Source organism: Halopelagius fulvigenes (assembly GCF_042662625.1).
GTDB lineage: Archaea > Halobacteriota > Halobacteria > Halobacteriales > Haloferacaceae > Halopelagius > Halopelagius fulvigenes.
Genome location: NZ_JBHSXH010000015.1, coordinates 727,163 through 752,042 on the forward strand (window position 1 = coordinate 727,163; position 24,880 = coordinate 752,042).

Annotated in this window: 24 protein-coding genes; 8 read left to right on the forward strand and 16 right to left on the reverse strand. The window is 68.4% G+C overall.

Going from position 1 to position 24,880, the window contains the following annotated elements:
* Positions 1 to 38: 38 nt before the first annotated feature.
* Positions 39 to 737, forward strand: a complete 699-nt coding sequence (locus ACFQEV_RS13840) for a carbonic anhydrase (protein WP_379697101.1) — start codon at positions 39 to 41, stop codon at positions 735 to 737.
* Here the strand turns inward: ACFQEV_RS13840 and ACFQEV_RS13845 are convergent.
* Positions 734 to 1,390 (reverse strand): bifunctional 4-hydroxy-2-oxoglutarate aldolase/2-dehydro-3-deoxy-phosphogluconate aldolase, encoded by a 657-nt coding sequence (locus tag ACFQEV_RS13845; protein ID WP_379697104.1) that lies wholly within the window; start codon positions 1,388 to 1,390, stop codon positions 734 to 736. The genes ACFQEV_RS13840 and ACFQEV_RS13845 overlap by 4 nt on opposite strands.
* 183 nt (positions 1,391 to 1,573) lie before the next feature.
* Between ACFQEV_RS13845 and ACFQEV_RS13850 the strand changes: the two genes are divergently transcribed.
* Positions 1,574 to 2,731, forward strand: a complete 1,158-nt coding sequence (locus ACFQEV_RS13850; protein ID WP_379697106.1) for a S1C family serine protease — start codon at positions 1,574 to 1,576, stop codon at positions 2,729 to 2,731.
* A 55-nt stretch (positions 2,732 to 2,786) separates the two neighbouring features.
* Positions 2,787 to 3,818: a DUF7972 family membrane protein gene (locus tag ACFQEV_RS13855; RefSeq protein WP_379697109.1), complete on the forward strand. Its 1,032-nt coding sequence runs from the start codon at positions 2,787 to 2,789 to the stop codon at positions 3,816 to 3,818.
* A 38-nt stretch (positions 3,819 to 3,856) separates the two neighbouring features.
* On the opposite strand, the gene ACFQEV_RS13860 is transcribed toward ACFQEV_RS13855, so the two are convergent.
* Positions 3,857 to 4,618 (reverse strand): ABC transporter permease, encoded by a 762-nt coding sequence (locus ACFQEV_RS13860; RefSeq protein WP_379697111.1) that lies wholly within the window; start codon positions 4,616 to 4,618, stop codon positions 3,857 to 3,859.
* Positions 4,615 to 5,598 (reverse strand): ABC transporter ATP-binding protein, encoded by a 984-nt coding sequence (locus ACFQEV_RS13865; RefSeq protein ID WP_379697114.1) that lies wholly within the window; start codon positions 5,596 to 5,598, stop codon positions 4,615 to 4,617. Before ACFQEV_RS13865 ends, ACFQEV_RS13860 begins: the two co-directional genes overlap by 4 nt.
* A gap of 121 nt (positions 5,599 to 5,719) precedes the next feature.
* Here ACFQEV_RS13865 and ACFQEV_RS13870 point away from each other — a divergent pair, with 121 nt between their 5' ends.
* Complete coding sequence (locus tag ACFQEV_RS13870; protein ID WP_379697116.1) at positions 5,720 to 7,057, forward strand: PQQ-dependent sugar dehydrogenase; 1,338 nt, start codon at positions 5,720 to 5,722, stop codon at positions 7,055 to 7,057.
* 21 nt (positions 7,058 to 7,078) lie between these two features.
* Here ACFQEV_RS13870 and ACFQEV_RS13875 read toward each other — a convergent pair whose 3' ends face one another.
* Positions 7,079 to 8,125, reverse strand: a complete 1,047-nt coding sequence (locus tag ACFQEV_RS13875) for a Gfo/Idh/MocA family protein (protein ID WP_379697119.1) — start codon at positions 8,123 to 8,125, stop codon at positions 7,079 to 7,081.
* A 317-nt stretch (positions 8,126 to 8,442) separates the two neighbouring features.
* Here ACFQEV_RS13875 and ACFQEV_RS13880 point away from each other — a divergent pair, with 317 nt between their 5' ends.
* The gene (locus ACFQEV_RS13880; protein ID WP_379697122.1) at positions 8,443 to 9,471 is read left to right on the forward strand and encodes an aldo/keto reductase; all 1,029 of its coding nucleotides are present in this window, start codon (positions 8,443 to 8,445) and stop codon (positions 9,469 to 9,471) included.
* A gap of 1 nt (position 9,472) precedes the next feature.
* Here ACFQEV_RS13880 and ACFQEV_RS13885 read toward each other — a convergent pair whose 3' ends face one another.
* The 4 genes from ACFQEV_RS13885 to cyoE form a co-directional block, all read right to left on the reverse strand.
* Positions 9,473 to 9,886 carry a hypothetical protein gene (locus ACFQEV_RS13885; RefSeq protein WP_379697124.1) on the reverse strand — a complete coding sequence of 138 codons (414 nt, stop codon included), beginning with the start codon at positions 9,884 to 9,886 and terminating at the stop codon, positions 9,473 to 9,475.
* A gap of 4 nt (positions 9,887 to 9,890) precedes the next feature.
* A complete protein-coding gene (locus ACFQEV_RS13890; RefSeq protein ID WP_379697126.1) occupies positions 9,891 to 10,121 on the reverse strand; it encodes a SelT/SelW/SelH family protein in 231 nt (76 codons plus the stop codon).
* An 82-nt stretch (positions 10,122 to 10,203) separates the two neighbouring features.
* Positions 10,204 to 10,881 (reverse strand): DUF7546 family protein, encoded by a 678-nt coding sequence (locus tag ACFQEV_RS13895; RefSeq protein ID WP_379697129.1) that lies wholly within the window; start codon positions 10,879 to 10,881, stop codon positions 10,204 to 10,206.
* Entirely contained in the window at positions 10,878 to 12,230 is a 1,353-nt protein-coding gene (gene cyoE / locus ACFQEV_RS13900; protein WP_379699872.1) for a heme o synthase, read from the reverse strand. Before cyoE ends, ACFQEV_RS13895 begins: the two co-directional genes overlap by 4 nt.
* A gap of 173 nt (positions 12,231 to 12,403) precedes the next feature.
* Here cyoE and coxB point away from each other — a divergent pair, with 173 nt between their 5' ends.
* Positions 12,404 to 13,213: a cytochrome c oxidase subunit II gene (gene coxB, locus ACFQEV_RS13905; protein WP_379697131.1), complete on the forward strand. Its 810-nt coding sequence runs from the start codon at positions 12,404 to 12,406 to the stop codon at positions 13,211 to 13,213.
* 88 nt (positions 13,214 to 13,301) lie between these two features.
* Here the strand turns inward: coxB and ACFQEV_RS13910 are convergent, their stop codons facing one another.
* The 3 genes from ACFQEV_RS13910 to ACFQEV_RS13920 all read right to left on the reverse strand — a co-directional run bounded on the left by ACFQEV_RS13910 (position 13,302) and on the right by ACFQEV_RS13920 (position 14,826).
* On the reverse strand, positions 13,302 to 13,811 hold the full coding sequence (locus tag ACFQEV_RS13910) for a GNAT family N-acetyltransferase (protein ID WP_379697134.1): 510 nt from the start codon (positions 13,809 to 13,811) through the stop codon (positions 13,302 to 13,304).
* 104 nt (positions 13,812 to 13,915) lie between these two features.
* Positions 13,916 to 14,347 (reverse strand): FAD synthase family protein, encoded by a 432-nt coding sequence (locus tag ACFQEV_RS13915; RefSeq protein WP_379697137.1) that lies wholly within the window; start codon positions 14,345 to 14,347, stop codon positions 13,916 to 13,918.
* On the reverse strand, positions 14,344 to 14,826 hold the full coding sequence (locus tag ACFQEV_RS13920; protein WP_379697140.1) for a Mov34/MPN/PAD-1 family protein: 483 nt from the start codon (positions 14,824 to 14,826) through the stop codon (positions 14,344 to 14,346). The genes ACFQEV_RS13915 and ACFQEV_RS13920 overlap by 4 nt, the downstream gene beginning before the upstream one ends.
* Before the next feature lie 139 nt (positions 14,827 to 14,965).
* Here ACFQEV_RS13920 and ACFQEV_RS13925 point away from each other — a divergent pair, with 139 nt between their 5' ends.
* Entirely contained in the window at positions 14,966 to 15,850 is an 885-nt protein-coding gene (locus ACFQEV_RS13925) for a fructosamine kinase family protein (protein WP_379697143.1), read from the forward strand.
* 135 nt (positions 15,851 to 15,985) lie between these two features.
* Positions 15,986 to 17,914 carry a DHH family phosphoesterase gene (locus ACFQEV_RS13930; RefSeq protein WP_379697146.1) on the forward strand — a complete coding sequence of 643 codons (1,929 nt, stop codon included), beginning with the start codon at positions 15,986 to 15,988 and terminating at the stop codon, positions 17,912 to 17,914.
* Positions 17,915 to 17,920: 6 nt separating this feature from the next.
* On the opposite strand, the gene ACFQEV_RS13935 is transcribed toward ACFQEV_RS13930, so the two are convergent.
* From ACFQEV_RS13935 to ACFQEV_RS13955, 5 genes are all read right to left on the reverse strand, one after another.
* Positions 17,921 to 19,648, reverse strand: a complete 1,728-nt coding sequence (locus ACFQEV_RS13935) for a phospholipase D-like domain-containing protein (RefSeq protein ID WP_379697149.1) — start codon at positions 19,646 to 19,648, stop codon at positions 17,921 to 17,923.
* A gap of 51 nt (positions 19,649 to 19,699) precedes the next feature.
* On the reverse strand, positions 19,700 to 21,079 hold the full coding sequence (locus tag ACFQEV_RS13940; RefSeq protein WP_379697152.1) for a TIGR00366 family protein: 1,380 nt from the start codon (positions 21,077 to 21,079) through the stop codon (positions 19,700 to 19,702).
* Positions 21,080 to 21,092: 13 nt separating this feature from the next.
* Positions 21,093 to 22,502 (reverse strand): short-chain fatty acid transporter, encoded by a 1,410-nt coding sequence (locus ACFQEV_RS13945; protein WP_379697155.1) that lies wholly within the window; start codon positions 22,500 to 22,502, stop codon positions 21,093 to 21,095.
* Positions 22,503 to 22,618: 116 nt separating this feature from the next.
* A complete protein-coding gene (locus ACFQEV_RS13950; protein ID WP_379697159.1) occupies positions 22,619 to 23,395 on the reverse strand; it encodes a sulfite exporter TauE/SafE family protein in 777 nt (258 codons plus the stop codon).
* 103 nt (positions 23,396 to 23,498) lie between these two features.
* On the reverse strand, positions 23,499 to 24,794 hold the full coding sequence (locus ACFQEV_RS13955) for a hypothetical protein (RefSeq protein WP_379697161.1): 1,296 nt from the start codon (positions 24,792 to 24,794) through the stop codon (positions 23,499 to 23,501).
* Between the last annotated feature and the right edge of the window lie 86 nt (positions 24,795 to 24,880).

A 24,880-nucleotide genomic window follows, 5' to 3' on the forward strand; every position in this document is an offset into this window, starting at 1 on the left:
GAGTAAACCATTTTTCCCGGTGGCTCGCACCGTCCCGTATGGTCTCGAACGGACTCCGGAGACTGCTGGAAGGTAACGAGCGACACGTACGCGACACCGCCGCCGACCACTTCTCGGGGCTCAGAGAGGGCCAAGACCCCGACGTGGTGACGGTCAGTTGTTCGGACTCGCGCGTCCCCGCCGAGGGCGCGTGGGACGTGGCGGAGGCGGGCGAACTGTTCACGTCGGTCAACGTCGGCAATCAGGCGTGGACGGACGCCGACGGTGAACTCGTCGCCAACGACGCCGTCGGCTACGCCGTCGATTCGCTGGACGTGGACGACGCGGTCGTCCTCGGCCACACCGGGTGCGGGGCGGTCACCGCCGCCTACCGGGCGGTTAGCGGCGAGGGGGGCGACGCCCTGCCGGGCGTCGAACAGGCGATATCCCGACTCGTCCCGTACGTCGAGGCGGCGGCGGAGGAAGGCATCTACGACGAGGAGACGGAGACGGAGACGGGCGAGGCGGTCAACCGCCTCGTCGAGTACCTCGTCCGCGAACAGGTGAAGTTCCTCGTCGAGAGCGACGCCGTCCCCGAGGACGTGACCGTCTCGGGGTTCGTCTACGACTTCCAACGGGCGTACGGCGACGACGACGGGGCGGCGTACCTCGTCTCCGTGGACGGGGAAACCGACGGTGACGCCCTCCGCGAACGCGTGCCCGAGGAGTACGAGGACCGCGTTCGCTCGCTGCTCTAATTCCGAGCAGACTCTATCGCGTCGGTGAACTCGCGGGCCGTCTCCGTGATGGACTCGTAGTCGCCCGACTCGATGGCGTCGGCGTCCATGATGGAACTGCCCGCCCCGACGACGAGTGCGCCCGCCTCGATGAAGTCTGCGGCGTTGTCGATGTCGATGCCGCCCGTCGGCATGATGGGAATCTGCGGAAGCGGCCCTTGAATACTCGATAGGTGCTTCGGCCCCGCCGTGGAGGCGGGGAACAGTTTCACGAAGTCCGCGCCGGTCTCGAAGGCGCGTATCGCCTCCGTCGGCGTGAAGATGCCCGGCGCGACCAAGGTGCCGTGGCGGTTGCTCGTCTCGACGACGTCCTCGTGGAAACTCGGGCTGACGACGAACTCCGCGCCCGCCCGGATGGCCTGCCCCGCCGTCTCCCCGTCGAGGACCGTCCCGGCGCCGACGATAGCCTCGTCGTCCGTGAACGACGCCGACAGTTCGCGGATGAGTTCCATCGCGTCGGGGTTGTCGGCGGTTATCTCGTACGCCGTGACGCCGCCCTCCTGAAGCGCCTGCGCCACCTCGATGACGGTGTCTGCGTCGGCCCCGCGCATCACCGCGACGACGCCGCTCTCGGTGAGTCGTTGCATGTCCTCGTGTACGTCGAGTGCGACCATGTCGTCTCCACCTCCGCCGCGTTCGCTATTAAGCCCCCGGGACCGACGGACGGCACCGACTCGGCCCCCTCGTCCGACCTCCGCATCCGCCGACGGTTCTTCCGTGGCGAGTGTGAACGCGCGACAACCTCTTCACCTCTCGACCCTTACCCGACGTAAGCGACCCCGAGGGTCGTACACCACATGTTCGGAGAAACCGATTACGAGAGGCTGTACCGCGACGTCATCCCCTCCGTCGTCTCGCTGTACGTCGGCCGCCGCGCGCCGAGCGTCGGCGCGGGGTCGGGGTTCGTCTACGACGACCAGCACGTGCTGACGAACCAACACGTCGTCGACGGGGCCGCCGCCGTCGAACTCCGGTTCGCCGACGGGGGCTGGGCGACGGGCGAGGTGGTCGGGACGGACGCCTACACGGACCTCGCCGTCGTCGCGGTGGAGGACCTCCCGGAGTCGGCGACGCCGCTTCCGGTCGCCGGCGAGAACCCCTCGCCCGGCCGGCCCGTCGCCGCACTCGGCAACCCGCTCGGACTCGACGGCTCCATCACCGCGGGCATCGTCTCCGGGTCGAACAGGTCGATGCCCACCTCCGGCGGGTTCGCCATCCCGGACGTCGTCCAGACGGACGCGCCCATCAACCCCGGGAACTCCGGGGGTCCGCTCGTCGCCCTCGACGGCGACGGCGGCTACGAAGTCGTCGGCGTCAACCGCGCCAGACAGGGCGACAACATCGGCTTCGCCGTCTCGCCCACCATCGTCGAACGCGTCGTCCCGGAACTCGTCGAGTCCGGCCGCTACGCGCACTCGTACCTGCGGGCGCGGACGCTCGACGTGACGCCCACCGTCGCGGAAGCCAACGGCGCGGACGAACCCCGCGGCGTCCTCGTCGTGGACATCGCCGAGCAGAGCTCTGCGGGCCGTCGGGGACAATCCGACGACATCGCCGAGCAGAGCTCGGCGGGCCGCCGGGGACGCCCCGACGACATCGCCGAACGGAGTTCAACGGACGGTCGGACGCAGTCCGACGAGACGGAATCGGACGCCCTCAGGGGCGCGGACGACACCCGCGACGTCCGCGGCCAACGCGTCCCCGTCGGGGGCGACATCATCGTCGGCATCGGCGGCAACGAACTCCGCTCGCACGAGGAGTTGATGCGCTATCTCATCACGGAGACGCGCCCCGGCGAACCCGTCGAGATAGACGTGATACGCGACGGCGTAGAGAGGACGCTCTCCGTCACCTTGGACGAACGCCCCTCGCCCGAGGACCGCCGCCGCGAACGTCGCGCGCGGGAGGGCGGGCGCGGCGGCGCGCGCCGCGGGTCGAACGTTCCGGTCCGCTGACCGTCCGTTTCGGGGGCAGAACGCACTTCCCGGCCGCACCGTTACTACGGAACCGATGGCTCAACACCACGAGGGAGAGACGGACGTCCGCCTTCGGTCGTACCGCCGGGCGGCGCGAACAGTTCCGTCGAAGGTACACGAGTGGGTGTTCCTCGACGGGAGCCGACTGGTCTTGGCCGCCATCCTCCTCGTCGTGTTCGGGACGTTCGTGAGCCTCCTCGACTGGTGGTTCAAGGTGAGCCACATCAAACTCTCGCCGGTTTACTACCTGCTGAGCGCCATTTTCGGCGGAAACTTCACCCTCGTGGCCGTCGTGCTCTCCATCAACCAACTCGTCATCTCCCGGCAGTTGAGTGACCTCGGCGAACTCCGCGAGCAGATATCTGAGGCCAGAGAGTACCGCCAGAAGGCCGTGGAACTCACCGCTGTGGACACTGCGCCGGTCACCCCGGCGGCGTTCGTAGAAGTGCTCTTCGAGGGTATCTGCGACGCCCTCGGCGACATCGAACGCCAGCGGGAACGCCTCGGAAGCGAGTTGGACGGGGAGGTCGAGGAGTGGTCGAAACCGCTCGACAGACACGCGGCGTCGGTACTTCGCGGCATCAAGGACAGCGACTCCGAGGTGTTCGGCACGCTCGTGTTGATGTTGGACTCGAACTACTCACAGGAGATGTACGACATCGTCGAGTTCCGCAAGAAACGCGGCGACGATCTCCCCGACGAGATGGAGGAGACGCTCGAGAGACTCGTCGTCCGACTCCAGCAGATAGACGTGGCGCGGCAGTACCTGAAGACGCTCTACATGCAGGTGGAACTCGCGCGCCTGTCGCGTCGCCTCCTGTACGTCGGGACGCCGGCCATCCTCCTGACGATGACCGTCCTCACGATACTGTCGATTACCCCGTCGACCGTCGCCAGCATCGGCCAACTGTCGTTCGTCATCCTCGTCGTTTCGACCGTCGGCACGGCTCCACTGATGGTACTCATCTCCTACGTGCTGCGCCTCTCCGTCGTCTCGGAGCGAACCGTCGCCATCACGCCGTTCACCACGCCGACGCAGGAACAGCCCACGTTCAAATCGCCGTGAGAGAACCGGGAGCCGACGTTCGCTCTCTCGGCGTCGCCTCAGTCCGTCCGCGGAATCGCGTACGCCCCCGCGGCGAAGAACGCGACTGCCAACGCCGTCAGCACGGCTAAGTTGAACAGCGCACCCCCGGAGGCGTCGGCGTACGTCACCGCGCGGACGCCGCGGGCGAAGTACGTCAACGGCGAGAGGTTCACCGCCGGGCGGAACCACGCCGGCAGGAGGTCGGGCGTGACGAACGTCTCCGAGAGGAACAGGAGGGGCAACGCGATGGCGTTCGACGCCGCGATGACGCCGTCTTGGGAGTCGGCGACGCGGCCGATGACGGCACCGAGGCCGCAGAACAGCGTCACGCCGAGGGCGACGAACGGGACGACCAAGAGCGTCTCGGCGGTCAGCGGAAGCGACACGCCGGTCACGAGAACCGTGAGGACGAGAAGCGCCAACGCGGCGAGGCCGATGACGACGACGTTCACAAGCGTCTGTGCCAGCAACCACTCCGCGCGCGTGAGGGGCGTCGTCGCCAACTTCTCGAAGCGGTTGCCCTCGCGGTGGCGGGCGATGCTCGACCCGACGCGCGAGAGTGGGGTGAACAGGACGACGACGGCGAGGTAGCCGGGGACGTAGTAGCCCGCCGGTTCGGCGAACAGGCCGCCGCCGGTCGGTTGCGTCTGCACCAACGCCCCGAAGATGAGGACGATGATGACGGGGAAGAAGAACGTGAAGAACACCGCCGTCCGGCGGCGGAGGAACGAGTGCCACGACGCGAAGAACGTCGAGCGAACGCGCCCGGCGGCGGTCATCGGCGACCACCTCCCGCCTCGGCGACCGGCGCGTCGGCGTTCGAGTCGGCGTCCGCCTCCGCGGCCGCGTTCGGCCGCCTGCCCGCCTCGAACGACTCGCCCGTCAGCGACAGGTAGACGTCTTCGAGGTCCGGTTCCGTCCACGTCAGCGAGTCGAACGCCACGCCCGCGTCGTCCAACGCGCGCACGGCGTCGCCGATGTCGCGGGGCGTCAGACCCTCGAAGATCAGTTTCTCCCCCCGGGTCGAGACGCTGAACCGCCCGTCGGCGAGGGCGGCGGGGTCGGGGTCCGCCGTCGTCTCCACGAGGAGTCTGCTGTCGCCGCCGTGGGCCGCCACGAGGTCGGCGGGCGTCCCGACGGCGACGGGTTCGCCGTCGTTGAGCAAGCCGACGCGGTCCGACAGGCGTTCGACCTCGGCCATCGAGTGACTGGTGAGAAACACCGTCGTCCCGCCGTCGGCGAGCGATTCGAGCAGGTTCCACAGCGACCGCCGCCCCGCGGGGTCGATGCCCGTCGTCGGTTCGTCCAAGAACAGCACGTCGGGGTCGTTGACGAGGGCCGCCGCGACGCACGTCCGTCGCTTCTGCCCGCCCGAGAGGTTCTCGTACCACGCGTCGGCGTCGTCGCCCTCGATGCCGACGTCCGCCAACGCGGCGTCTGGGTCGCGCGCCTCGTCGTAGAGGCCCGCGTAGTAGGAGACGAGTTCGCGGGCCGTCAGGCGACTCGCGGGCGAGAACGACTGCGGGAGGAGGCCGACGCGGGACTCGTCCACCGCCGCCGGGTCGGACCCGAGGACGCTGACTTCCCCCTCGACGGCCGTCGTCCCGGTCAACGCCCGGACGAGCGTCGTCTTCCCCGCGCCGTTCGGGCCGATGAGTCCGAACACCTCGCCCTCGGCGACGGAGAGCGAGACGCCCGAAAGCGCCTCCACGTCGCCGTAGGACTTGCGGACGCTCTCGGCGACGAGTACCTTGTCCATACCTCCGGTTCGGTGTCGTCCGGTGGTAAGGGATTCGGAATCCGGCGCGGAATCGAACGGGGAACCACCCGACCGACCCGCCGGAGGAGGCTTTAATCCGGCCCCGGCCCCAGGTCCGCCCATGGTCTCCGTGGACAGACGGCGGTTCCTCGGCGCGTCCGCCGCGGCACTCGCGGGCGCACTCGCCGGGTGCGGCGGCGACTCGTCTGGGACGGACACAGCGACGACGGACTCCGACGGTACCGGTACCGCCGCCGGCACCCCGTCGCTCGACGACGCGACGGTCGGACTCGAACGCGTCGCCGAGGGGTTCGCCGCGCCGGTGGACCTCTGCGCGCCGGCGGGAATCGACCGCCGGTTCGTCGCGGACCAACCCGGCGTCGTCTGGTCGGTGACGGAGGACGGCCGCGCCGACAGGCCGTATCTCGACCTCCGGGACCGCGTGGTGGACGTGAGCGGCTACTCCGAGCGCGGACTGCTGGGGATGGCGGCGCACCCCGACTTCGCGGAGAACGGCCGCCTGTTCGTCAGGTACAGCGCTCCGAACCGGGAGGGGACGCCCTCGAACTACAGCCACACGTTCGTCCTGAGCGAACTGACGGTGGACCCCGGCGCGGACGACCCCTCGCCGGCGGAGCGAACGCTGTTGGAGATTCCGGAACCGCAACCGAACCACAACGCCGGGTTCGTCGTCTTCGGCCCGGACGGCTACCTCTACGTCGGCGTCGGCGACGGCGGCGGGAGCGGAGACAGCGGGACGGGACACGCCGAAGACTGGTACGACGCCGTGTCCGGCGGCAACGGGCAGGACGTGACGCGGAACCGCCTCGGGAGCGTCCTGCGGATAGACGTGGATAGCCGCGCGAACGATAGGCCGTACGGGATCCCCGACGACAACCCCCTCGTGGGGCGCGAGGGCTTCGACGAGCAGTACGCGTGGGGCTTTCGCAACCCGTGGCGAGCGAGTTTCGACGGCGAGGACCTGTACGTCGCCGACGTCGGCGAGAGCGCGTACGAGGAGGTGAACCGCGTGGAGAGGGGCGGAAACTACGGGTGGAACGTCCGCGAGGGCACCGCCTGCTTCGAGGCCGACGACTGCCCCTCGGAGACCCCCGCAGGCGAACCCCTCGCGAACCCCGTAATCGAGTACTCCCACTCGGGCGACGGCCCCTCGGGCGCGGCGGTCATCGGCGGGTACGTCTACCGCGGCGACGCGGTTCCGGCCCTCTCGGGGGCGTACGTCTTCGCGGACTGGCAGGCGGACGGCCGCCTGTTCGCCGCGAACCCCGACGCCGGGGAGGTTCCGTGGCCCGTCTCGGAGGTGTCCGTCGTCGGGTCGCCGTCGCTCGGTTCGAACGTCCTCGCGTTCGGCCGCGACGGCGAGGAGTTGTACGTCCTCACGAACGAGGGCGGCGTCTCCGGGTCCTCCGGCGCGCTCTCTCGACTCGTCGCGCCGTGAAAAATCGGGTGCTCTCCCTCGTCAGTCGTTCTGAACGGGTTCGACGGGTGATTCGACGTTCCCGTCGAGGCTCGCGTCGACGTCGACGCGGCGGCCGGAGTCGGCGGACTCGTACGCCGCCTCGGTGAGTGCGGTCACCTTCACCGCGTCCGCGGGGGGAATCTGAGACTCCGCGTCGCCGCGAACTGCGTCGAAGAAGTTGCCGAGTTTCCGCTCCGTGAGGTCCTCGAACGACGGTTCCTCGGGCGTCGCCTCGTACGTCGTCCCGTTCTCGGTGACGCGGATCGTCTCGCCGTCGAAGGAGACGGAGCCCTCGGTGCCCCAGACGGAGAGCATCTCGCCGGGCGCGGGCGCACTCCGCCCCGCGCCGGAGACGCCGACGCTCGCGGTCATGCGGCCGTCGTCGCGTTCGAGCGTCACGGCCAGCGCCGAGTTCACGTCCACGTCCGCGCCGCGGGCGTCCACCGTCGCGGCGACGGCCACGGGCGTACTCCGCGTCGCCCACAGGAGCGAATCGAGCAGGTGCGACCCCGAGTCGTAGAGTTGGCCGCCGCCCGACAGCGCCGGGTTCCCGCGCCAACTGTCGCCGACGGCGTCTATCCACACCTGTTCGAGGTGGCAGGTCGCCATGTGCGGCGTGCCGATGCGGCCCTCGTCGATGACGCGCCGAATCTCCCGGAACCGGTCGTCGAAGTGTCGCTGGTAGCCGACGGCGAGGACGCAGTCGCGCGCCTCCGCCTCGCGGGCGAGGGTGCGCGCGTCCGCCAAGTCCGTCACCATGGGCTTCTCCAGGTGGACGTGGACGCCGCGTTCGAGACACGACATCGCGTGCTCGAAGTGGAGGGTGTGCGGCGAGGAGATGATGGCGGCGTCGGCGTCCACGGCGTCCAGCAGTTCCTCGTGGGAGTCGTACGCCGGCGCGTGCAGTTCCGATTCGAACGTCGCGCGGGCGGACCCGGAGGGGTCCGCGCCGCCGACGATTTCGACGTCGTCGAGCGAGTTTGCGATGTGGCTCTCCAGTCTGCCGAGGGAGCCGAGACCGATTGCGACCACCGAAAGATGCGTCATGCCGTCACCGGGGAGTTCCGGAGTGAAAAACGTTCCGACAAGAACGAAATTCTATCTAAATTGAGACACGACCGATCCGAACGTTTCCGTCCTCTGTAATTCGGATCTGACTCCGCTGAGAAGACGGGTGTTCGATTTGGAGATTGAATGCGAGACGGAGGGGTTCGGTTCGAACACTCTCGCCGGGAGTCCCGCGAGCGAACGAAGTGAGCGAGTGGAACGTCGGTGAGACCATCGAGAAGAGAGGACATCGACCGGAGGGAGATGGCCTCGCCGGGAGTGTCACGTTTTTCACCGACGCGTGAGACGTGTTCACTATGAGCCTCAACTACCGACGACTCGGGACGACAGGGACGAAAGTCTCCGAACTCTGCTTCGGCACGTGGCGGTTCGGCCGGAAGACCGGCGGCGTATTGGAGACGTCGAAGGAGGAGGCGCACGAACTCCTCGACGCCTACGTCGAACGCGGCGGCAACTTCATCGACACCGCCAACGTCTACGGCGACCCGAACGGGACGAGCGAGGACTGGATCGGCGATTGGCTCTCGGACCGCGACAGAGAGCAGTTCGTTATCGCCTCGAAGGTGTACTTCGGCTTCGACGACGACAACCCCAACGGGTCGGGCCTCTCGCGGACGCACGTCCGAAACCAGATAGAGGGGACCTTGGACCGACTGGGCACCGACTACCTCGACCTGTACTACATCCACCGCTGGGACGAGGAGACGCCCATCGAGGAGACGCTCTCGACGCTGAACCGTCTGGTCGAGGAGGGCAAGGTGAACTACCTCGGCGCTTCCACGATGGCGGCGTGGCAACTCACCAAGGCGCTCTGGAAGTCCGACGTGGAGGGCTATGAGCGATTCGAGGTGACCCAACCGCTGTTCCACGCGGGCTACTACGAGGACGTGGCCGACTACCTCGACGTCTGCGGCGACCAAGGGCTGGCGGTCTGTCCGTACTCCCCTCTCGCGGGTGGGTTCCTCACTGGAAAGTACGAACGCGCCGACCCCGACGACCCGACGATAGTCGAAGCGCCCGACGGGTCGCGCGCCGACTTCGACGAACGGTTCGACCAGTTTTACCTCTCCGAACGCGGGTGGCACGTCTTAGACGCCGTGAAGGAAGTCGCAGAGGAGGAAGACGCCACGCCCGCGCAGGTGTCGCTCCGCTGGTTGATGGACTACCCCGACGCCACCGTCGTCCCCATCGTCGGCGCGCGCACCGTCGACCAACTCGACGAGAACGTCGGCGCGGCCGAGGTGGACCTCTCGGACGACCAGTGGGAGCGAATCACGAACGCGCGCTACGACGAGGACGGCGAGCTCTGGGGCCACTCCCGGTAACTCAGGCGTACCCCAAGTCGCGGAGGTAGTCGCAGAGGACGTGCGCGTAGAGGACGACGGCGCTGAAGACGGCCACCCCGCCGAGTCCGACGGCCACGAGGCCGAAGACGAGGACGCCGCCGACGACGTGGTGACTGAGGAGTCGCCGGGGGCGGAGCACGTCGTCGTACCCCGCGAACACCTTCTCCTGTTCTATCAGGCCGACTCGCGGGTTCGTCACGGCCAGTCTGAGGTGTCGCCAGTCGCCGACGACGACCCGCGAGAGGAGGAAGTGGTCCAGATCGACGAAGACGCTCAACAGGACGCCGTACGCGACGAACGCCGCGAGGAGGGGGAGCGACTCGGTTCCGACGAGAAGGAGGGCCGCGACGCTCCCGACGACTGCGCCGACGGCGGCGTGTTCGCCCGACTTCACCGTCTCAAAGCGCCTCGCGGACGCGGCGCGTGATGTCGTCCACGTCGTACTCGTCGTCCGCTTTATCCCAGACCGTCTCGCCGTCCACCGCGACGGTCAGGACGCCGTGGTCGCCGGTCACCAGCGCCACCCTGTCGAGCTTCTCGCCGAACTGCCGCAGGAGCGAGTGCTGAATCTCCTCGGCCCGGTCGAGGAAGCCGCAGGGGACGCAGTACTCGATTTCGACGGTCGTCATGCGCGGACGTTCTCCGCGGAGGAAGGTAAACCCGGCGCGACCGAACGGGCGGCGCGGCGGGCGCGACCGACGCCCCCGGCGTTCACTCGCCGCGGCGGAACCCGAACGGTCGCCAGTAGAGCAGTCCCACGGTGACGAGGAACACCGCCGTCGAGATGTCGTAGGAGAAGTCGAACGCCACCGCGGCGACGGCGGACCCGCCGCCGACGACGCCCGTCAGAAGCGAGACGACGATGGGCCACGAACAGGAGACGCACGACAGGAGGCCGAGGAGTCCCGACACCGCGGACCCCGCGGCGTCGATGACGGTGGCGTAGACGAGGTACGCCAACGCGAGGTAGCCGACGACGCGGGCGGGCATGAGAACGACGGCGGCGTACGGCGTCGAGAGGACGGGCGCCGGTCCCCACCCGGGCGCGAGCGTGGCGATTCTCATTCCCCACTCCGCCCCCGGAACCTGTCCCGCGGCGGTGACGACGACGCCGCCGGCGACGGCGAGGAGGGCCGCGTAGCCGACGGCGACGGCGGCGGCCCGACGCCGCGTCGTCCTGTCCGTCGGGGCCACGTCGGTTTTCCAGACGGCGAGGACGCCGACGAGTATCCAGACGAGTCCGTACAGCGCGTACCGCGGTCGGGTGACCGAGATGCCCGCCGCCGCGACGTAGGCGAGAGCGGCGAGAACGAGCGTGTTGGCGAGGAGTCCGGCGAGGAGGAGGTCGTCGCGCGAGGGCCGGGAGAACGCGGCGGAGACGGAGGTCATAGCGCCAACGTGTCCACGACGACGGCGAGAAGCACCGTGCCGAGATAGGCGTTCGAGGCGTGGAACGCGCGGAACGCCGCCCGCTCGCTCTGCTCGTAGTGCAGGCGGACGACGAAGTAGAGGAACAGGCCCCCGAACGCGACGCTCGTGAGCGCGTACAGCAGTCCCAGCGCTTCCGTCGCCGCCAGCACGCCCGCGGCGACGAGCGTCGCCCCGAGGTACCAGAGGATGTGCTTCCGCGTCGTCGTCTCGCCGCGGACGACGGGCATCATCGGGAAGCCGCCGCGCTCGTAGTCGTCCTTGTACGCCAGCGCGAGGTTGTAGAAGTGCGCGGGCGTCCACAGGAAGATGACCGTCGCCAAGACGAGGCCGCCGAGTCCCACGTCGCCCGTCACGGCGACCCAGCCGATGAGCGCCGGGAGCGCGCCCGCCGCGCCGCCGACGACGGTGTTCTGCACCGTGTTGGGCTTCAGCATCAGCGTGTAGACGACGCTGTAGAAGATGATGGCAGCGAGGCCGAGCACCGCCGCGAGAACGTTCACCCACGCGAACAGCGCGAGCGACGCCGCCGCGAGGGCGAGTCCGAACGCGATGGCGTTGCGGACGGGGACGAGGTCGGTGGCCAGCGGTCGGTCGTTCGTCCGCGACATCCGGCGGTCGATGTCCCGCTCGAAGACGTGGTTGAACGTCCCCGACGCGCCGATGGAGAGGACGCCGCCGCCGAGCGTCGCCAGCACTATCTCGGGGGAGAGTCCCCCGGTCGTCGCGCTCGCGAGGGCCATCCCCGCCGAGGCGACGAGACAGAGCAGCCACATCAGCCGCGGTTTCATCATCCGGAAGTACGCGTTCGCCGTCGCCTTCGCGCGGGCGAGGGGGGCGGTCGGAACCTCCGGGCCGTGCGACTCCGCGGGCGGGAGGTCCGGTTCCGGGTGGCCGGTCGGCGACTCCGAGGGGTCGCCGGTCTCGGATTCGAGCGACCATGCCAACGCCGCCACGAGGCCGCCGAAGATGGCCATCCCGACGGCGAGGTGGAGGGCGGAGAGCGTCCCGCCGCCGCCTTCCGTGGCGACGAGAGCGCCGAGTCCCGCCTGCACCGGGTACAACGCGCCGGCGACGAGCATCGGCACGAGGACGCGACGCTCGACGTCGGCGCGGAGGGCGGCGACGAGCGTCACGACGCCGAGCAGTCCGACGGCCACCGCCGCGATTCGGTGGCCGATGGCCACCCACCCGGCGAGCGTCGTCGGCGTGGCGAAGCCGTCACCGCAGGCGGGCCACGCAGTACACGCCGCGGCGGCGTCGGTCACGGCCGTCGTCGCTCCGACGAGTAACAGGAGATAGACGCCCATCGCCGTCGCCGCGAGGAGGCCGTGGACGGTATCGTGTGTGCGAGTCGATTCCACGAGTAAGCACCTGAGAGCGGTTTCGAACGCACTCTATTTAGGACCCGCGCTTTCGCCCGTGGGGGCCGCTGTGCGGGAGTCAGCAACTATTTAGGCCCTTGTTCCTAACCCTCGATAAGATGCGAAAGACGCGCTTGGCGCTCGTTCCTCTGCTCTCGATGCTGGCGATGGCGCTCGCCGCACTCCCCGTCGCGGCGCAACCGTCGTCTAGCGCGCAGTTGATCAACGAGCTGAACGGAAAACTCCTGTACGTGGCAGTACCCATCACCCTGCTCGTGGAGGCCATCCTCCTCTACACGGTGGTGAAGTTCCGGAACAGCGGTAACCCGCTTCCGACGCGGGAGAACCGTCGCCTCGAAATCACCTGGACCATCGCGACGGCCATCATCCTGCTCTTCGTCGGCGTTGCGTCGTACGGCGTCCTCGCGGACGTGACGTACACGCAGGGTTACAACGCCGCGGAACCGCAGGTCGAACAGGGTCAGGGCGACCCCGTGGTCGTCCGCGCAGAAGCGTACCAGTGGGGCTGGGAGATGTCGTACCCGCAGGCGGGTAACTTCACGACCGGCACCGAGATAGTCGTCCCCAAGGACAGGACCGTCATCATCCACGTGACCAGTCGGGACGTGGTACACGCGTTCCACGTGCCCGAGTTGGGCCTGAAGCAGGACGCGATGCCCGGACAGCTCAACACCATCAACACCGTCCCCTACGAGACGGGGACGTACCAAGGCTACTGCGCGGAGTACTGCGGCGTCTCCCACTCGCAGATGTACTTCACCATGAAAGTCGTCCCGCAGGACGAGTACCAGCAGTGGCTGAGCGAGCAACAGAACAGCAGTAGCGGCGGTAACAGCACCAGCACCGGCGGCAGCGGCGGTAACAGCACCAGCGGTAGCGGCGGTAACAGCACCAGCGAAGGGCAGTAACGTAACCGTCCACCCGCACTTTCTTCGGCCGACTCAACGCGCCCAGCGGAGGGTGTCGCATCCTCGATCCGTCGTCCGGCGACTGCGTCTACAGTTCCTTCTTCATCTCGACGACGGTCCCTGTCACCCCCGTAGACTCGTGACCCGAGAACTCGTGGGTGTACTCTCTCACTCGCACGTATCCGCGGGCCTCGTAGAACGAGACCGCGTTGAGCGAGGCCGAGAGCCCGAGCGTGCGGACGTTGTGCGTTCTGGCCCGCCGTTCCAACTCCGAATAGACACTCGTCCCCACGCCCCGGCGAACGGCCGAGGGGTGGACGTACACCCCCGTGACCTCCGCATCTACGTCCGCTTCGTACCCGTCCGGGGGGAGCAGTTTCAACGAACCGAACGCCTCGACTTCCCCGTCGAGTTCCGCGACGATGAACTCTCTCTCGTTTGCCTCGATGGCCGAGACGTAGTCCGCGGACTCGCATCCCTCGGCCCACGCGTCTACCTGCTCTCGGCTGTACGCTCGCGGACCGAGTTCTTCGATAGCACGGTAGTGGACGGTCCGGATAGCGTCGGCGTCGGCGGGGGTCGCGTCCCGAGTCCTCATGCGCGTCTCTCCGCTAGCGGGCGGATTGAAGGTTCGGTGAAGGGCGGTACTGCGACACGCCCCTCGCGTCGGGTTCCGAGACTACGCTGCACGGGTCGACCGCCTCATCCGCGCCGTTCGAGGATGCGGTCGACGATTCGGCCCGTCGAGAGCAGTTCGCCGTCGTACCGCGCTTCGCAGGGCGACGCGCGGGTCACGTCGCAGTCGATGCCGCGTTCCGCGAGGGCGGCGCGGATGCCGTCCTCGTCGTGGTGTTGGTCGTGGCCGAGGACGATGACGTCGGGTTCGATGCGTTCGATGGGGACGAAGATGTCCTCGCGGTGGCCGAGGTGCGCCTCCGCGACCATCTCCAAGGCGTCCACCATGTCCCGGCGTTGCCTGTCGGGGAGGACGGGTTTCGCCTTGTGGGTGACGTTCTCCCGCCGCGCGACGATGACGTGGAGTTCGTCGCCGAGGGCGGCGGCGTCGCGAAGGTAGTGCAGGTGGCCGGGGTGGAGGATGTCGAACGTCCCCTGCGCGATGACTCTCTCGGTCATGCGTCGTCCAGGTCCAAGTCGTCCTCGGTGAAGTCGAAGAACTCCTCGGGGTCGTCCAGTTCCACGTCGAGGACGTCCAAACTCCGTTGGTCGCCGTACTGGTCGAACGCCCGCCAGTCGGTTCGTTCGTACGGCGCGCCGACGATGATGTGGACCTTCCCGTTGCCGAACGTGTCCAAGTCGGCGTCGCTGGGGCGGAGGACGCCGTTCGGGTGGGAGTGAATCGACCCGACGGCGCGCATGTCGTTGGGAATCATGTTCGAGTCCACGGTGGCACTCGTCGGGTCGGACTTCGTCCCCGGAACGATGAGGACGTCCGTGATGACCGTCCCCTGTCGGTCGAGTCCGAGACTCCGTGCGTCTTCTCCGCGCAGGAACCCCATGTACTCGTTGGGGTGCGTTTCGCGGGAGGCCTCGAGTGCGAACTCGAGTGCGTCCTCGGCGATGCCGAGAATCTCTCCCGACCGAAAGAGGCGCATGCTACGAACTCCGGCGCGTCGCCTTCTAAGAGTTGCGGTCCTGCCGACGGCGGAATCGGCAGACGGCATCGGATTCGCCGATCGACCCCCGGCGATTCGGAAGCGTCAGCCTCACCACCGTCACCGTCCGACGGGGAGTATGGCCGCAGACGACGCCCCCGAGACGCCGACGCCGGAGGAGATTCGAACCCGCGTCGAATCGCTGTTCGACGCGCCCGCGACGGACCTGACCGAACTCGACGGCGGGTTCGTCGGAACCGTCTACCGCGTCTCCGTCTCGGGCCGCGACCCCCTCGTGGCGAAAGTCGGGGGCACGCCGCTCACCGTCGAAGCCGAGATGCTCCGGTATCTCGCCGCGGAGTCGCCGATTCCCGTCCCCGAGGTGTTCCACGCCGAGGACGACTTGCTCGTGATGGAGTTCGTCGAGGGCGAGGCGGACCCGACGTTCGGCCCCGCCCTCCAACGGAACGTCGCGGACCACCTCGCCGCCCTCCACGGGGTGACCGCCGACGCCTTCGGGTTCCCGCGGGACACGCTGAGCGGTCCGTACCGCCAGCCGAACCCGTGGACCGACTCGTGGGTCGAGTTCTACCGCGACCACCGCCTCCGCCACTGCGCGGACGAGGCAGTCGCCGAGGGGAGTCTCCCCGCCCCGTATCGGCGGCGAATCGAGGCGTTCGCCGAGGACATCGACGCCGTCCTGACCGAACCCGACGCGCCCGCCCTCGTCCACGGCGACGTGTGGGAGGCGAACCTCGTCGTCTCCGGCGCGGAGGTGCGGGCGTTCTTGGACCCCGCAATCTACTACGGCCACCCGGAGGTCGAACTCGCCTACGTCGTCGGAACGAACGCGTTCGGAGACGCGTTCTTCGACCGCTACCGCGAACGCCGCGGCGTCGAAGACGGCTTCTTCGAGGAGCGACGCCCGGCGTACCGCCTCTACCCGATTCTCGAACACGTCCGGGTGTTCGGCGACCGCTACCTCTCGGAGTTGGACGAGGCGTTGGAGCGTCTCGGCTACTGACCGGCGGGACGCGCCGCCGGGCGCACGTATCGCCGTACCGCCGGCCGGTCCCGCGGTTCAGCGCGAGATATCACCCCGCACCGCTCGTCGGCGTATCATGTAAAGCTTAACACCGCCCGACTACTAGGCGCGACCATGACTCTCGAAAACGCCGGAGATTCCGGCGGCGAGTCGGCTCCGGATTCGGACGCCGACTCGCGACCTGTCGTCTTCGATCTCGCACCGAACTGCACGCTCGACGATGCGGACGTGAACGAGAACTACCACGCCGTCGTCAACGGCGTCGTCGAGTACGGTATCTTCGTCGATATCTCCGACGAGGTGTCGGGTCTCGTCCACGAATCGAACCTCGACCGCACCTACGAGGTCGGCGACCGCCTCATCGTCAGCCTCGACGAGGTGAAGGAGAACGGCGACGTCGCCTTCTCCGCGGTGGACCCCTCCGACTACCGAACCGTCGTCGTCGAACACGAACACGACATCACGCCCATCGCGGACCTCTCCTCCGGCGACGCCGTCCACGTCGAGGGAGTCGTCGCGCAGATAAAACAGACGGGCGGTCCGACCATCTTCCGCATCGTGGACCAGTCCGGCATCGTCTCCGCCGCCGCGTTCGAGGAGGCCGGCGTCCGCGCCTACCCCGACGTCGAACTCGGCGACGCCGTCCGCCTCGGCGGAAGCGTCGAGAACCACGAGGAGAGCCTCCAGTTGGAGGTCGAATCGCTCACGAAACTCGACGGCGACGCCGCCGCCGACGTCCGCGACCGAATCGACGACGCCCTCGAAGCCCGCGCGGAACCCGCCGACGTCGACCCCCTCGTCGAGTGGGACGCCTTCGAGAAACTCCGCGACGACCTGCGCGAGGTGGCGCGCCTACTCCGCCGAACCGTCCTCGAAGGGCGGCCCATCCGCGTCCGCCACCACGCCGACGGCGACGGCATGTGCGCCTCCGTCCCGGTCCAACTCGCCGTGGAGAACTTCATCGCGGAGGTTCACGACGACCCCGACGCGCCGCGGCACCTGTTCAAGCGCCTCCCCTCGAAGGCTCCGTTCTACGAGATGGAGGACGTGACCCGCGACCTGAACTTCGCGCTCGAAGGCCGCGCGCGCCACGGCCAGAAACTCCCCCTCCTCCTCATGCTCGACAACGGGTCCACCGAGGAGGACGTACCCGCCTACGAGAACCTCGCGCACTACGACGTGCCCATCGCCGTCGTGGACCACCACCACCCCGACCCCGAGGCGGTGAACCCCCTCCTGGACGCGCACGTCAACCCGTACCTGTACGACGAGGACTACCGCATCACGACTGGCATGATGTGCGTCGAACTCGCGCGGATGATCGACCCCTCCATCAGCGACAGTCTGCGCCACGTCCCCGCCGTCGCCGGCCTCTCGGACCGGTCGAAGGCCGAGGCGATGTCCGACTACGTCGCTCTCGCCGAGGAGGAGGGGTACGACCGCGAACAACTGCTCGACGTGGGCGAGGCCCTCGACTACGCGGCCCACTGGCTCCGCTACAGCGACGGACAGACCATCGTCAACGACGTGCTGAACGTCGGGTGCGACGACGAGGAGCGACACGAGGAACTGGTCGAGTTCCTCGCCACCCGCGCGGAACGCGACGTGGAACGCCAACTCGAAGCCGCCGAGTCCCACCTCGAACACGAACGCCTCAACAGCGGTGCGCACCTCTACAAGATAGACTTAGACGAGTGGGCGCACCGCTTCACCTACCCCGCGCCGGGCAAGACCACCGGCAAACTCCACGACCGGAAGGTGACCGAACTCGAAGAACCGGTCATCACCATCGGCTACGGGCCGGACTTCGCCGTCCTCCGCTCCGACGGCGTCCGACTCGACATCCCGCGGATGGTCGCCGAGTTGAACGAGGAAGTCGTCGGCGGCGGTGTCTCCGGCGGCGGTCACCTCGTCGTCGGGTCCATCAAGTTCGTCAAGGGGATGCGCGAGGAGGTCATCGACAGCCTCGTCCGCAAGATGGCCGACGCCGACATCGACGAGGAGATCTCCTCGCAGGCGTCCGTCGAAACGGACCTGCAGTAGGACCGCTCAGGCGTCGAACCGAACCGTCTTCTTCGTCACCCACGCCGCGAGCGCCAGCGAACAGAGCGCACCGACGACGAGCGTCGCCGTCGTCTTCGTCTTCTTCCCCCACCGCCCGCCGCCGGGTTCGCTCGCCCGCCAGTCGGCCTCGAACGCCGCCGCGTAGTACGACGCCGGGCCCTCGCCGACGAGTTCGAGGACGACTTCGCGGTTCTCCGTCGCGGCGCGGTCGTTCCAGTTGAGACTGCCGACGAACGCCCGTTCGCCGTCCACGACGGCGCCCTTCGCGTGGACCTTTCCGAACCGCCCGTCCGGACGGGCGACTCTCGCTTCGATGTCGTACCCCCTCTCCCGGAGCGTCTCCGTCCGGTTCACCAGCGCCGCGTTCGCCTCCTCGTCGTACCACGCGTTCGACAGCAGTATCCTGACGCGGACGCCCCGGCGCGCCGCCCGTCGGAGCGCGTCGAAGAAGCGACTCTCCGGGTCCACCCGCGGGGCGAGAACGTCGATACCGCGCTCCGCCCCGTCGAACCGTTCGACTATCGCCGACCCGGCGTTCCCGGGCGCGGTCAGGACGCGCACCTCCCCGACGGCGACGGACTCGGCGGCGGTGGACTCGGAGACGACCCGCCGCGGGAAGTCGCCCTCGACGGGCGAGGAGTCCGCGAACGTTCGCCCGCGCCGGTACTCCCGCCACGGCGCGGCGTCCGCGCCGCCGAAGTCGTGTGCGAACACCGACGCGAGTTCCGCGGCGGTTCGCGCGTCATCGACGCGGACGCCCCACCCGCGGTTCTTCCGGCCGCCGGTCCCGGTGGGTTTCCAGTTCTCCGTCGAGACGAGGGCCGCCCCGTCCGCGACGGCGTACTTCACGTGGTGGTAGTCGAACCGCGCCCGCGGACCGGAGACGACGCGGACGGCGACGCCCGCCCGCGTGAGTCTCGTCAGCGTCTCCGCCTGCCGCGTCGAGACGCCGCCGACGGGGCTCCCCTCCACGAGGACTCGCACGTCCGCGCCGCGGCGGTGGGCAGCCACGAGTGCGTCGGCGACCCGAGTCGAGGAGAGCGTGTAGCCAGCGAGCAGGATTCGCTCGTCGGCCCTCCGGAGCGTCTCGCGGACGACGCTCGGGTCGTCGGGGAGGACGAACGCCGTCGCGTTCGCCGGGCCGGCGGAGACGGGTTCGCGGAGGGCTAACCCGCGCGGGACCCACCGTTCGGTCGTCGCGTTCCAGCGTTCGGCGTCGGGCGCGCGCCCGTACGTCGTTTCGCCTACGACGACGCCGCCCCGCCGGAGGACGAGACGTTCGCCCGCGTTCGACAGGTCGAGGCGCGCGGCGACGACCGGACGGTCCGTCAGGTTCCGCGCCCGCGACGGGTCGGAGGCGACGGCGACGACGCCGGCGTCGGGCGGGACGGAGGCGTTCGATTCGCCGTCCGAGAGCGTCAGATTCGCCGCTCCGCCGGTGCGGACGACGACGAACTCGCCGGTATCGCCGTCCGTCAGGGGGTTCGGGTAGGCCGAGAGAATCGACGGCGACCGACCGGAACCGTCCGGCGTCGACGTCGCGTCTGCCGTCGCGTTCCCTGTCGTCGGCGCGTTCCCTGTCGCCGTCGCACCCGCTGCCGTTCCGACGCCGTGCGAGGACTCGGCGGGGGCGGGCGCGGCGGCGACTGGCGCGACGAGCGAACAGAGCACCCAGCAGACGGCGAGCATCGGGGCGGCGCGGGTGAGCGACACGGCGGGGGTGGCCGCCCCATCCCACTTGAACGCTCGGAGGGCCGGGCGGGGTCAGAAGACGACAAGCAGGGCCGCCACGACGACGGAGACGTAGACGGTGACGACGGCGGCGTAGCGGACGTACTCCCGCCAGTCGAAGCCGTAGACGATCCCGAGGACGCCGACGAACAGGAAGCCGAGCCAGAGGTTCGAGACGCCCGCCCCGTACATCACCGAGACAAGCGAGGGGACGAGGTCCGCGCCCGCGGCGACCACGGCCGGTCCCTGCACGACCCACACCGACCCCGGACTCGGAATCAGCACGCCGACGAGGAGGGCGACGACGTAGGAGGCGACCTGCGTGAACCCCGTCGCCGCCAGCGCGTCGCCGATAGCGGCGTACAGGCCCGCCTCGGACAGCAGGGCGTACACGCCGGCGTACAGCAGAAACGGGATGGCGACGTGGTTCGCCCACCGGGTCGCGTTTCGGGTCTTCGCGACGAACGCCATCGGTCGCTCCTGGACGAGGATGCCGAGCATCATCAGCCCGAACAGGAGCCACAGGAGCGTCAGCCCGCCGCCCGTGGCGAAGTACGCGCCGAACGAAATCGCGCCGAGCAGGAACGTCACGACGCTGATGAGGCGGGACTGTTCGAGTCTATCGGCGACCACCCACTCCTCGGCCGGCGGCGGTTCGTAGTGCGCGAACGACTCCGCTATCGTCCCCTCCAGGAGTGACGTGTACGACGACAGCGGTTCGCGCTCGCTCTCGTCGTCGGGAGCCAACGCCGCCAGTATCGCCGGGAGGGTGAACAGGAACAGGAGCACGGAGACGACGTTCGCGGGGTGGAGCAGGAACGCCGACACGTCGGCGACGAGTCGCCCCTGCTCGGGGTTCACGAGGAAGTTCGTCGTCCCCTCGGCGTCGGCCATCATCAGCGCCCCCGGACTCGACAGGCCGACGTTCGCGACAACCAACGAGAGGAGGGCGGCGGTCAACACCAGCGGGTAGTGGACCCGAACGCCGTTTTCCTCCGCCTCCCGGCAGAGTCGCTGGCCGACGTAGACCGCACCGATGAGGCCGAACGCCCAGTTGACCCACCCCAACAGCACGGCGAGGAACCCCGTCGCGTAGACGACCGACCGCTGGCTCCCCGTCGGCACCGCGCCGGCGAGTCGGTCGAGCAGTCGGCCGACCCGCCGCGATTCGACGACGGTGGCCGACAGCACCCAAAGCAGGATGAGCGGCATCTGGACGGTGAACAGCGCGAAGAAGCCGGTCGCGAACAGTTCCAGTTGCGTCACGGCCGGCAGGTACGGAATCGTGACCAGCAGTGCGAGTACCGCGAGCAGGGCCGCGAGGGTCAGCGACTCGGGGAAGAACTGTCCCATGGCGGGGACGAACCCGTCGTCGCCGTCCGCCGTCGCCGCGCCGGAGGTGTCTGTCGCCATCTCACGACACCTCCTAGAGGACCCCCATCCCCATGAGCAGCGCGCCGATTCCCATCACGATGCCGCTGAAGACGAACAGGACGCCGACGTAGCCCATCATGTCGCGGATGGACAGTCCCGCGATGCCGAGGACGGGAAGCGCCCAGAACGGCTGGATCATATTCGTCCACTGGTCGCCCATGGCGAACGCGACGACGGTCTTGTCGATGGCGACGCCTTGGATGCTCTGTGCGGCGTTTATCATCACGTTCCCGGTGACGACCCACTGGCCGCCGCCGGAGGGGACGAAGAAGTTCACCGTCCCCGCCGAGAGGAATGCCGCGAGGTACCACGTCGTCTCCGTCGAGTACTGCGCGGCGGTCTGAGCGATGAGCGTGGCCAGCCCCGACCACGCCATGATGCCCATGATGCCGCCGTAGAACTGGAACTGGATGAGTATCTGGCTCGCCCCCTCGATGGCGTCCCGGAAGACGTCGATGTAGCTCCGGAGCGTCATGTGGAAGATGAAACCCAACCCGAACATCACGGAGATGAAGACGTTCAGGTTGAACACCGACATGAAGTCGTTCGTGGCGAACAGGTAGCCGAGGTATATCCAGATGAGGACGCCGAGGCTCACGCAGACGGCCTTGCTGTCCAACAGCGCGGACTTCCACCCGGCCTCGCGCAGACGAGTGGGCGGGACGGCCGCGCCGCCGTCCGTGACCGGTTGTTCGGCCTTTCGGAGTTGCTCTTCCGGGACGGTTATCAGGTCCTCATCGTCGTCCGGGGCCATGAGCGGCATGAGGACGACGGTCACCAGCACGACTCCCGCGACGATGACGAGGTTGGCCGGGCTGAAAATCGTCTGCGAGACGGGGATGACGCCGATCTGGCCCGCGAGGAAGTGGTCCGGCGTCGCGACGAGAAGCGGCGCGGCGCCGGAGAGCCCCTGGTGCCACGGGAGCAGTCCGGCGTAGGCCGTCGCCACCAAGAGCGGGTAGTGGACGTCTACGCCCTTCTGTTCCATCGCGATGCCGACTTCGCGCGCGAAGATTGCCGAGGCGATGAGGACGACGCCCCAGTGGAACAGTCCGAACACCATCCCGACGACCGCGGTGGCGAATATCGCCTGCGTCTGCGTCTCCGGAACGTCGGCGACGCGTCGGAGCACCCGCTTTATCGGCGGCGAGTCGGCGAACGCCCACCCGGTCATGAGGGCGAGAGACGCCTGCATCGAGAAGGTGAGGACGTACCAGAACCCCCGGCCCCAGTGGGCCACCACCTCGCCGGGCCCCTTGTTCGTGAAGACGACGGCGAGAAGCATCGTCGCGAACGTGAGCAGGAGCGCGAAGATGAACGCGTCCGGCAGGAAGCGCTGGACGATTCGGCTCGCGCCGTCGCCCAGGCGCGTGAAGAAACTCCGATCCGAAGCGGAGCTCATCTGTCGATCCTCCCCCGATACCGAACCCGGTTAGCTGTCGTTTCCATGAATCGCCACCCAACGGCCGATGTTGACGCGGTAATTTCATAAAAGTTAGTGTATAATTCGGCGGCCGGTCAGAGCGCGAGGTACGGCCCGACGGCGAAGAGGACCGCGCCCAGCGCCACCTTCAATCGGGCCGGGTCGACCAAGTGGGCGATTTTCCAGCCCGCGACGACGCCGACGAGCAGGGGCGTACCGACGAGGACGGCGAGTGGAAACAGGACGTTGCCCTGCACGAAGTACCCCGAGGCGGCGAACGCCGCGATGAATATCGACTGCACCTGCGCGACGGCGAGGGCGGGCAGCATCGGGACGCCGACGAGCACCAAGGCGGGCACGGCGATGACGGGGCCGCCGACGCCCAGGAGTCCGCTCGCGACGCCGAGGCCGAACCCGAGGACGGCGAGGACGACCCGTCCCATCGTCGTCGCCACGTCGAGGTCGTAGACGGGGCTGAGTCCGCGCCGCTCCCGGTAGACGAGGACGACGCCGGTGACCATCGCGACCGCGCCGAGGAGGACGCCGAACAGGTCGCGGGGGACGAACGAGTTCGCGTACGCCCCGAGGAACGCGCCGGCGACGCTGGAGACGCTCAGGATGGCCGCCATCGTCCGACTCCCGCTCAGGTGCATCTCGCCGGAGTACGTGTACATCGCGCTCGCGAGCAGACCCGTGGCGACGAACGTCAGGTGGGCGGTGCCGGCCACCTCCCCCGACGAAATCGGCGTCAGCGAGTAGAGGGCGATGGTGACGAAGATGCCGCCCGGACCGATGGTCGTGATGCCGACGCCGGAGACCAGCGCGATCAGGACGAGGGTCAACTGGAGCGCCGGGTCGAACGGGAAGTTCACCGTCCGGTCACCCCGTCTCTTCGACCGCGACTCCGACCCCGACGACGCCGGAACGGGTCGCTCTCGCCGCCCTCGGGCGTCGGCCGTCGGTCGGCGTCGCGGGTCACCGGTCCATCTCGGGGCCGCTCTCCGGCCGGGCGAGCACCTCGTCGAGCAGAACCTCCGCGATTCGCTCGTTCGTCTCCGGGCTGTAGTGCCCGCCCTCGCCTCGCTCGACGTACAGCGACTCCACGTCGCCGTCCGCCGACAGGTGCCGAGCCACGTCGACGGTTTCGAGCGCCGGGTAGCGCTCGTCGAGTCGGTCCAGCAGGTCGCCGTAGATGGGGCCGTGGTCCTCCTCGTACGCCGCGTAGCGGAGTTGCTGGACCATCACGAACACCGGCGTGAACTCCCGCTCCTCGGCGTACTCGACGAACTCGCCGACGATTGCGGAGAACAGGTCCTCCTTCTCGTCGAACAGCGCCTCGTGGTACTTCACCCGGGGCTGTTCCAGTTCGACGGTCGTCCGGGTCAGGCCCTCGCCGGGGTCGACTCCCGGGACGGAGACGCCGTACTCGCGTTCGACGTCCCGGAGCGCCGCGTAGAGCGCGTACCGCAGGTGGCGGGAGTCGCCGAACAGGGCCGGCGCGTACGGGAACTCCACCAAGTGCGGCTTGAACCAGTGTTCGTAGTGGTAGTCGTGGCTCCGGAGGAACTCCGCGTAGTCTTCGAGGTGGAGGAGGTCCTCCCTCTCGCGGATGGGGGACTCGACGAGTCGCAGTTCGCCGTCCTCCAGCACGTACCGCGGCTTCACCGCGAGGACGTTGCCGAACTCCTGGTAGTGCTTCCAGACGCTCAGGATGCGAGCGATGGACGACGCGGTGACGACCATGAACACGTAGTCGGTCGGGTCCTCGGGGTACCTCCGCTTCAGGCGGAGGAGTCCTTGGTCGAGGCCGTAGTTCCCGCCGCCGTAGTTGCCGACGTGGGCGTCTATCTTCTCGGCGAGGTGGTTCTGGAACGTCTCGTCGTCGTCCACCTCCCGGCAGAAGCAGTACGAGTCGCCGTACGTCGAGACGCGAACGTCCTCCTCCCGGCGGTCCCTCGCGGGGCACACCCGACTCCCGTACTCGTCCGTCGAGTACGTGACCACCGTCCGAACCTCCTCGCCGGGGAGGTGTTCGCCGGTGTCCTTCTGCTTCGTCGTGTTCGGTTGGGGACTCCACCCTAACTCCGGGTCGAAGCTGGTGAACTTCCCCAGCAACTCCCGGTCGACGTCCGGGAACTCCTCCATGACGACCGTGGGGATGCTGTTGAGGCCGCTCCCGTACCGCTTCAGCGTCCGATACGAGACGACTTCCAGCGCGGCCAACGCGGCGGCGACGGCGAGGGCCTTCGCTCCCGTTCGCCAGTCACTCATAGTCCGTCGGTAGGGTTGTGAACGATAAATAATTATGGTCGTCGCGGGTTCGGTGAAGGCGGCGAGACGCCCGGCGCCGTCGATTC

Coding starts and splice junctions, on each gene's coding strand:
- ACFQEV_RS13840 (WP_379697101.1), top strand. CDS start 39: ATGGTCTCGAACGGACTCCGGAGACTGCTGGAAGGTAACGAGCGACAC.
- ACFQEV_RS13845 (WP_379697104.1), bottom strand. CDS start 1,390: ATGGTCGCACTCGACGTACACGAGGACATGCAACGACTCACCGAGAGC.
- ACFQEV_RS13850 (WP_379697106.1), top strand. CDS start 1,574: ATGTTCGGAGAAACCGATTACGAGAGGCTGTACCGCGACGTCATCCCC.
- ACFQEV_RS13855 (WP_379697109.1), top strand. CDS start 2,787: ATGGCTCAACACCACGAGGGAGAGACGGACGTCCGCCTTCGGTCGTAC.
- ACFQEV_RS13860 (WP_379697111.1), bottom strand. CDS start 4,618: ATGACCGCCGCCGGGCGCGTTCGCTCGACGTTCTTCGCGTCGTGGCAC.
- ACFQEV_RS13865 (WP_379697114.1), bottom strand. CDS start 5,598: ATGGACAAGGTACTCGTCGCCGAGAGCGTCCGCAAGTCCTACGGCGAC.
- ACFQEV_RS13870 (WP_379697116.1), top strand. CDS start 5,720: ATGGTCTCCGTGGACAGACGGCGGTTCCTCGGCGCGTCCGCCGCGGCA.
- ACFQEV_RS13875 (WP_379697119.1), bottom strand. CDS start 8,125: ATGACGCATCTTTCGGTGGTCGCAATCGGTCTCGGCTCCCTCGGCAGA.
- ACFQEV_RS13880 (WP_379697122.1), top strand. CDS start 8,443: ATGAGCCTCAACTACCGACGACTCGGGACGACAGGGACGAAAGTCTCC.
- ACFQEV_RS13890 (WP_379697126.1), bottom strand. CDS start 10,121: ATGACGACCGTCGAAATCGAGTACTGCGTCCCCTGCGGCTTCCTCGAC.
- ACFQEV_RS13895 (WP_379697129.1), bottom strand. CDS start 10,881: ATGACCTCCGTCTCCGCCGCGTTCTCCCGGCCCTCGCGCGACGACCTC.
- cyoE (WP_379699872.1), bottom strand. CDS start 12,230: ATGGGCGTCTATCTCCTGTTACTCGTCGGAGCGACGACGGCCGTGACC.
- coxB (WP_379697131.1), top strand. CDS start 12,404: ATGCGAAAGACGCGCTTGGCGCTCGTTCCTCTGCTCTCGATGCTGGCG.
- ACFQEV_RS13910 (WP_379697134.1), bottom strand. CDS start 13,811: ATGAGGACTCGGGACGCGACCCCCGCCGACGCCGACGCTATCCGGACC.
- ACFQEV_RS13915 (WP_379697137.1), bottom strand. CDS start 14,347: ATGACCGAGAGAGTCATCGCGCAGGGGACGTTCGACATCCTCCACCCC.
- ACFQEV_RS13920 (WP_379697140.1), bottom strand. CDS start 14,826: ATGCGCCTCTTTCGGTCGGGAGAGATTCTCGGCATCGCCGAGGACGCA.
- ACFQEV_RS13925 (WP_379697143.1), top strand. CDS start 14,966: ATGGCCGCAGACGACGCCCCCGAGACGCCGACGCCGGAGGAGATTCGA.
- ACFQEV_RS13930 (WP_379697146.1), top strand. CDS start 15,986: ATGACTCTCGAAAACGCCGGAGATTCCGGCGGCGAGTCGGCTCCGGAT.
- ACFQEV_RS13940 (WP_379697152.1), bottom strand. CDS start 21,079: ATGGCGACAGACACCTCCGGCGCGGCGACGGCGGACGGCGACGACGGG.
- ACFQEV_RS13945 (WP_379697155.1), bottom strand. CDS start 22,502: ATGAGCTCCGCTTCGGATCGGAGTTTCTTCACGCGCCTGGGCGACGGC.
- ACFQEV_RS13955 (WP_379697161.1), bottom strand. CDS start 24,794: ATGAGTGACTGGCGAACGGGAGCGAAGGCCCTCGCCGTCGCCGCCGCG.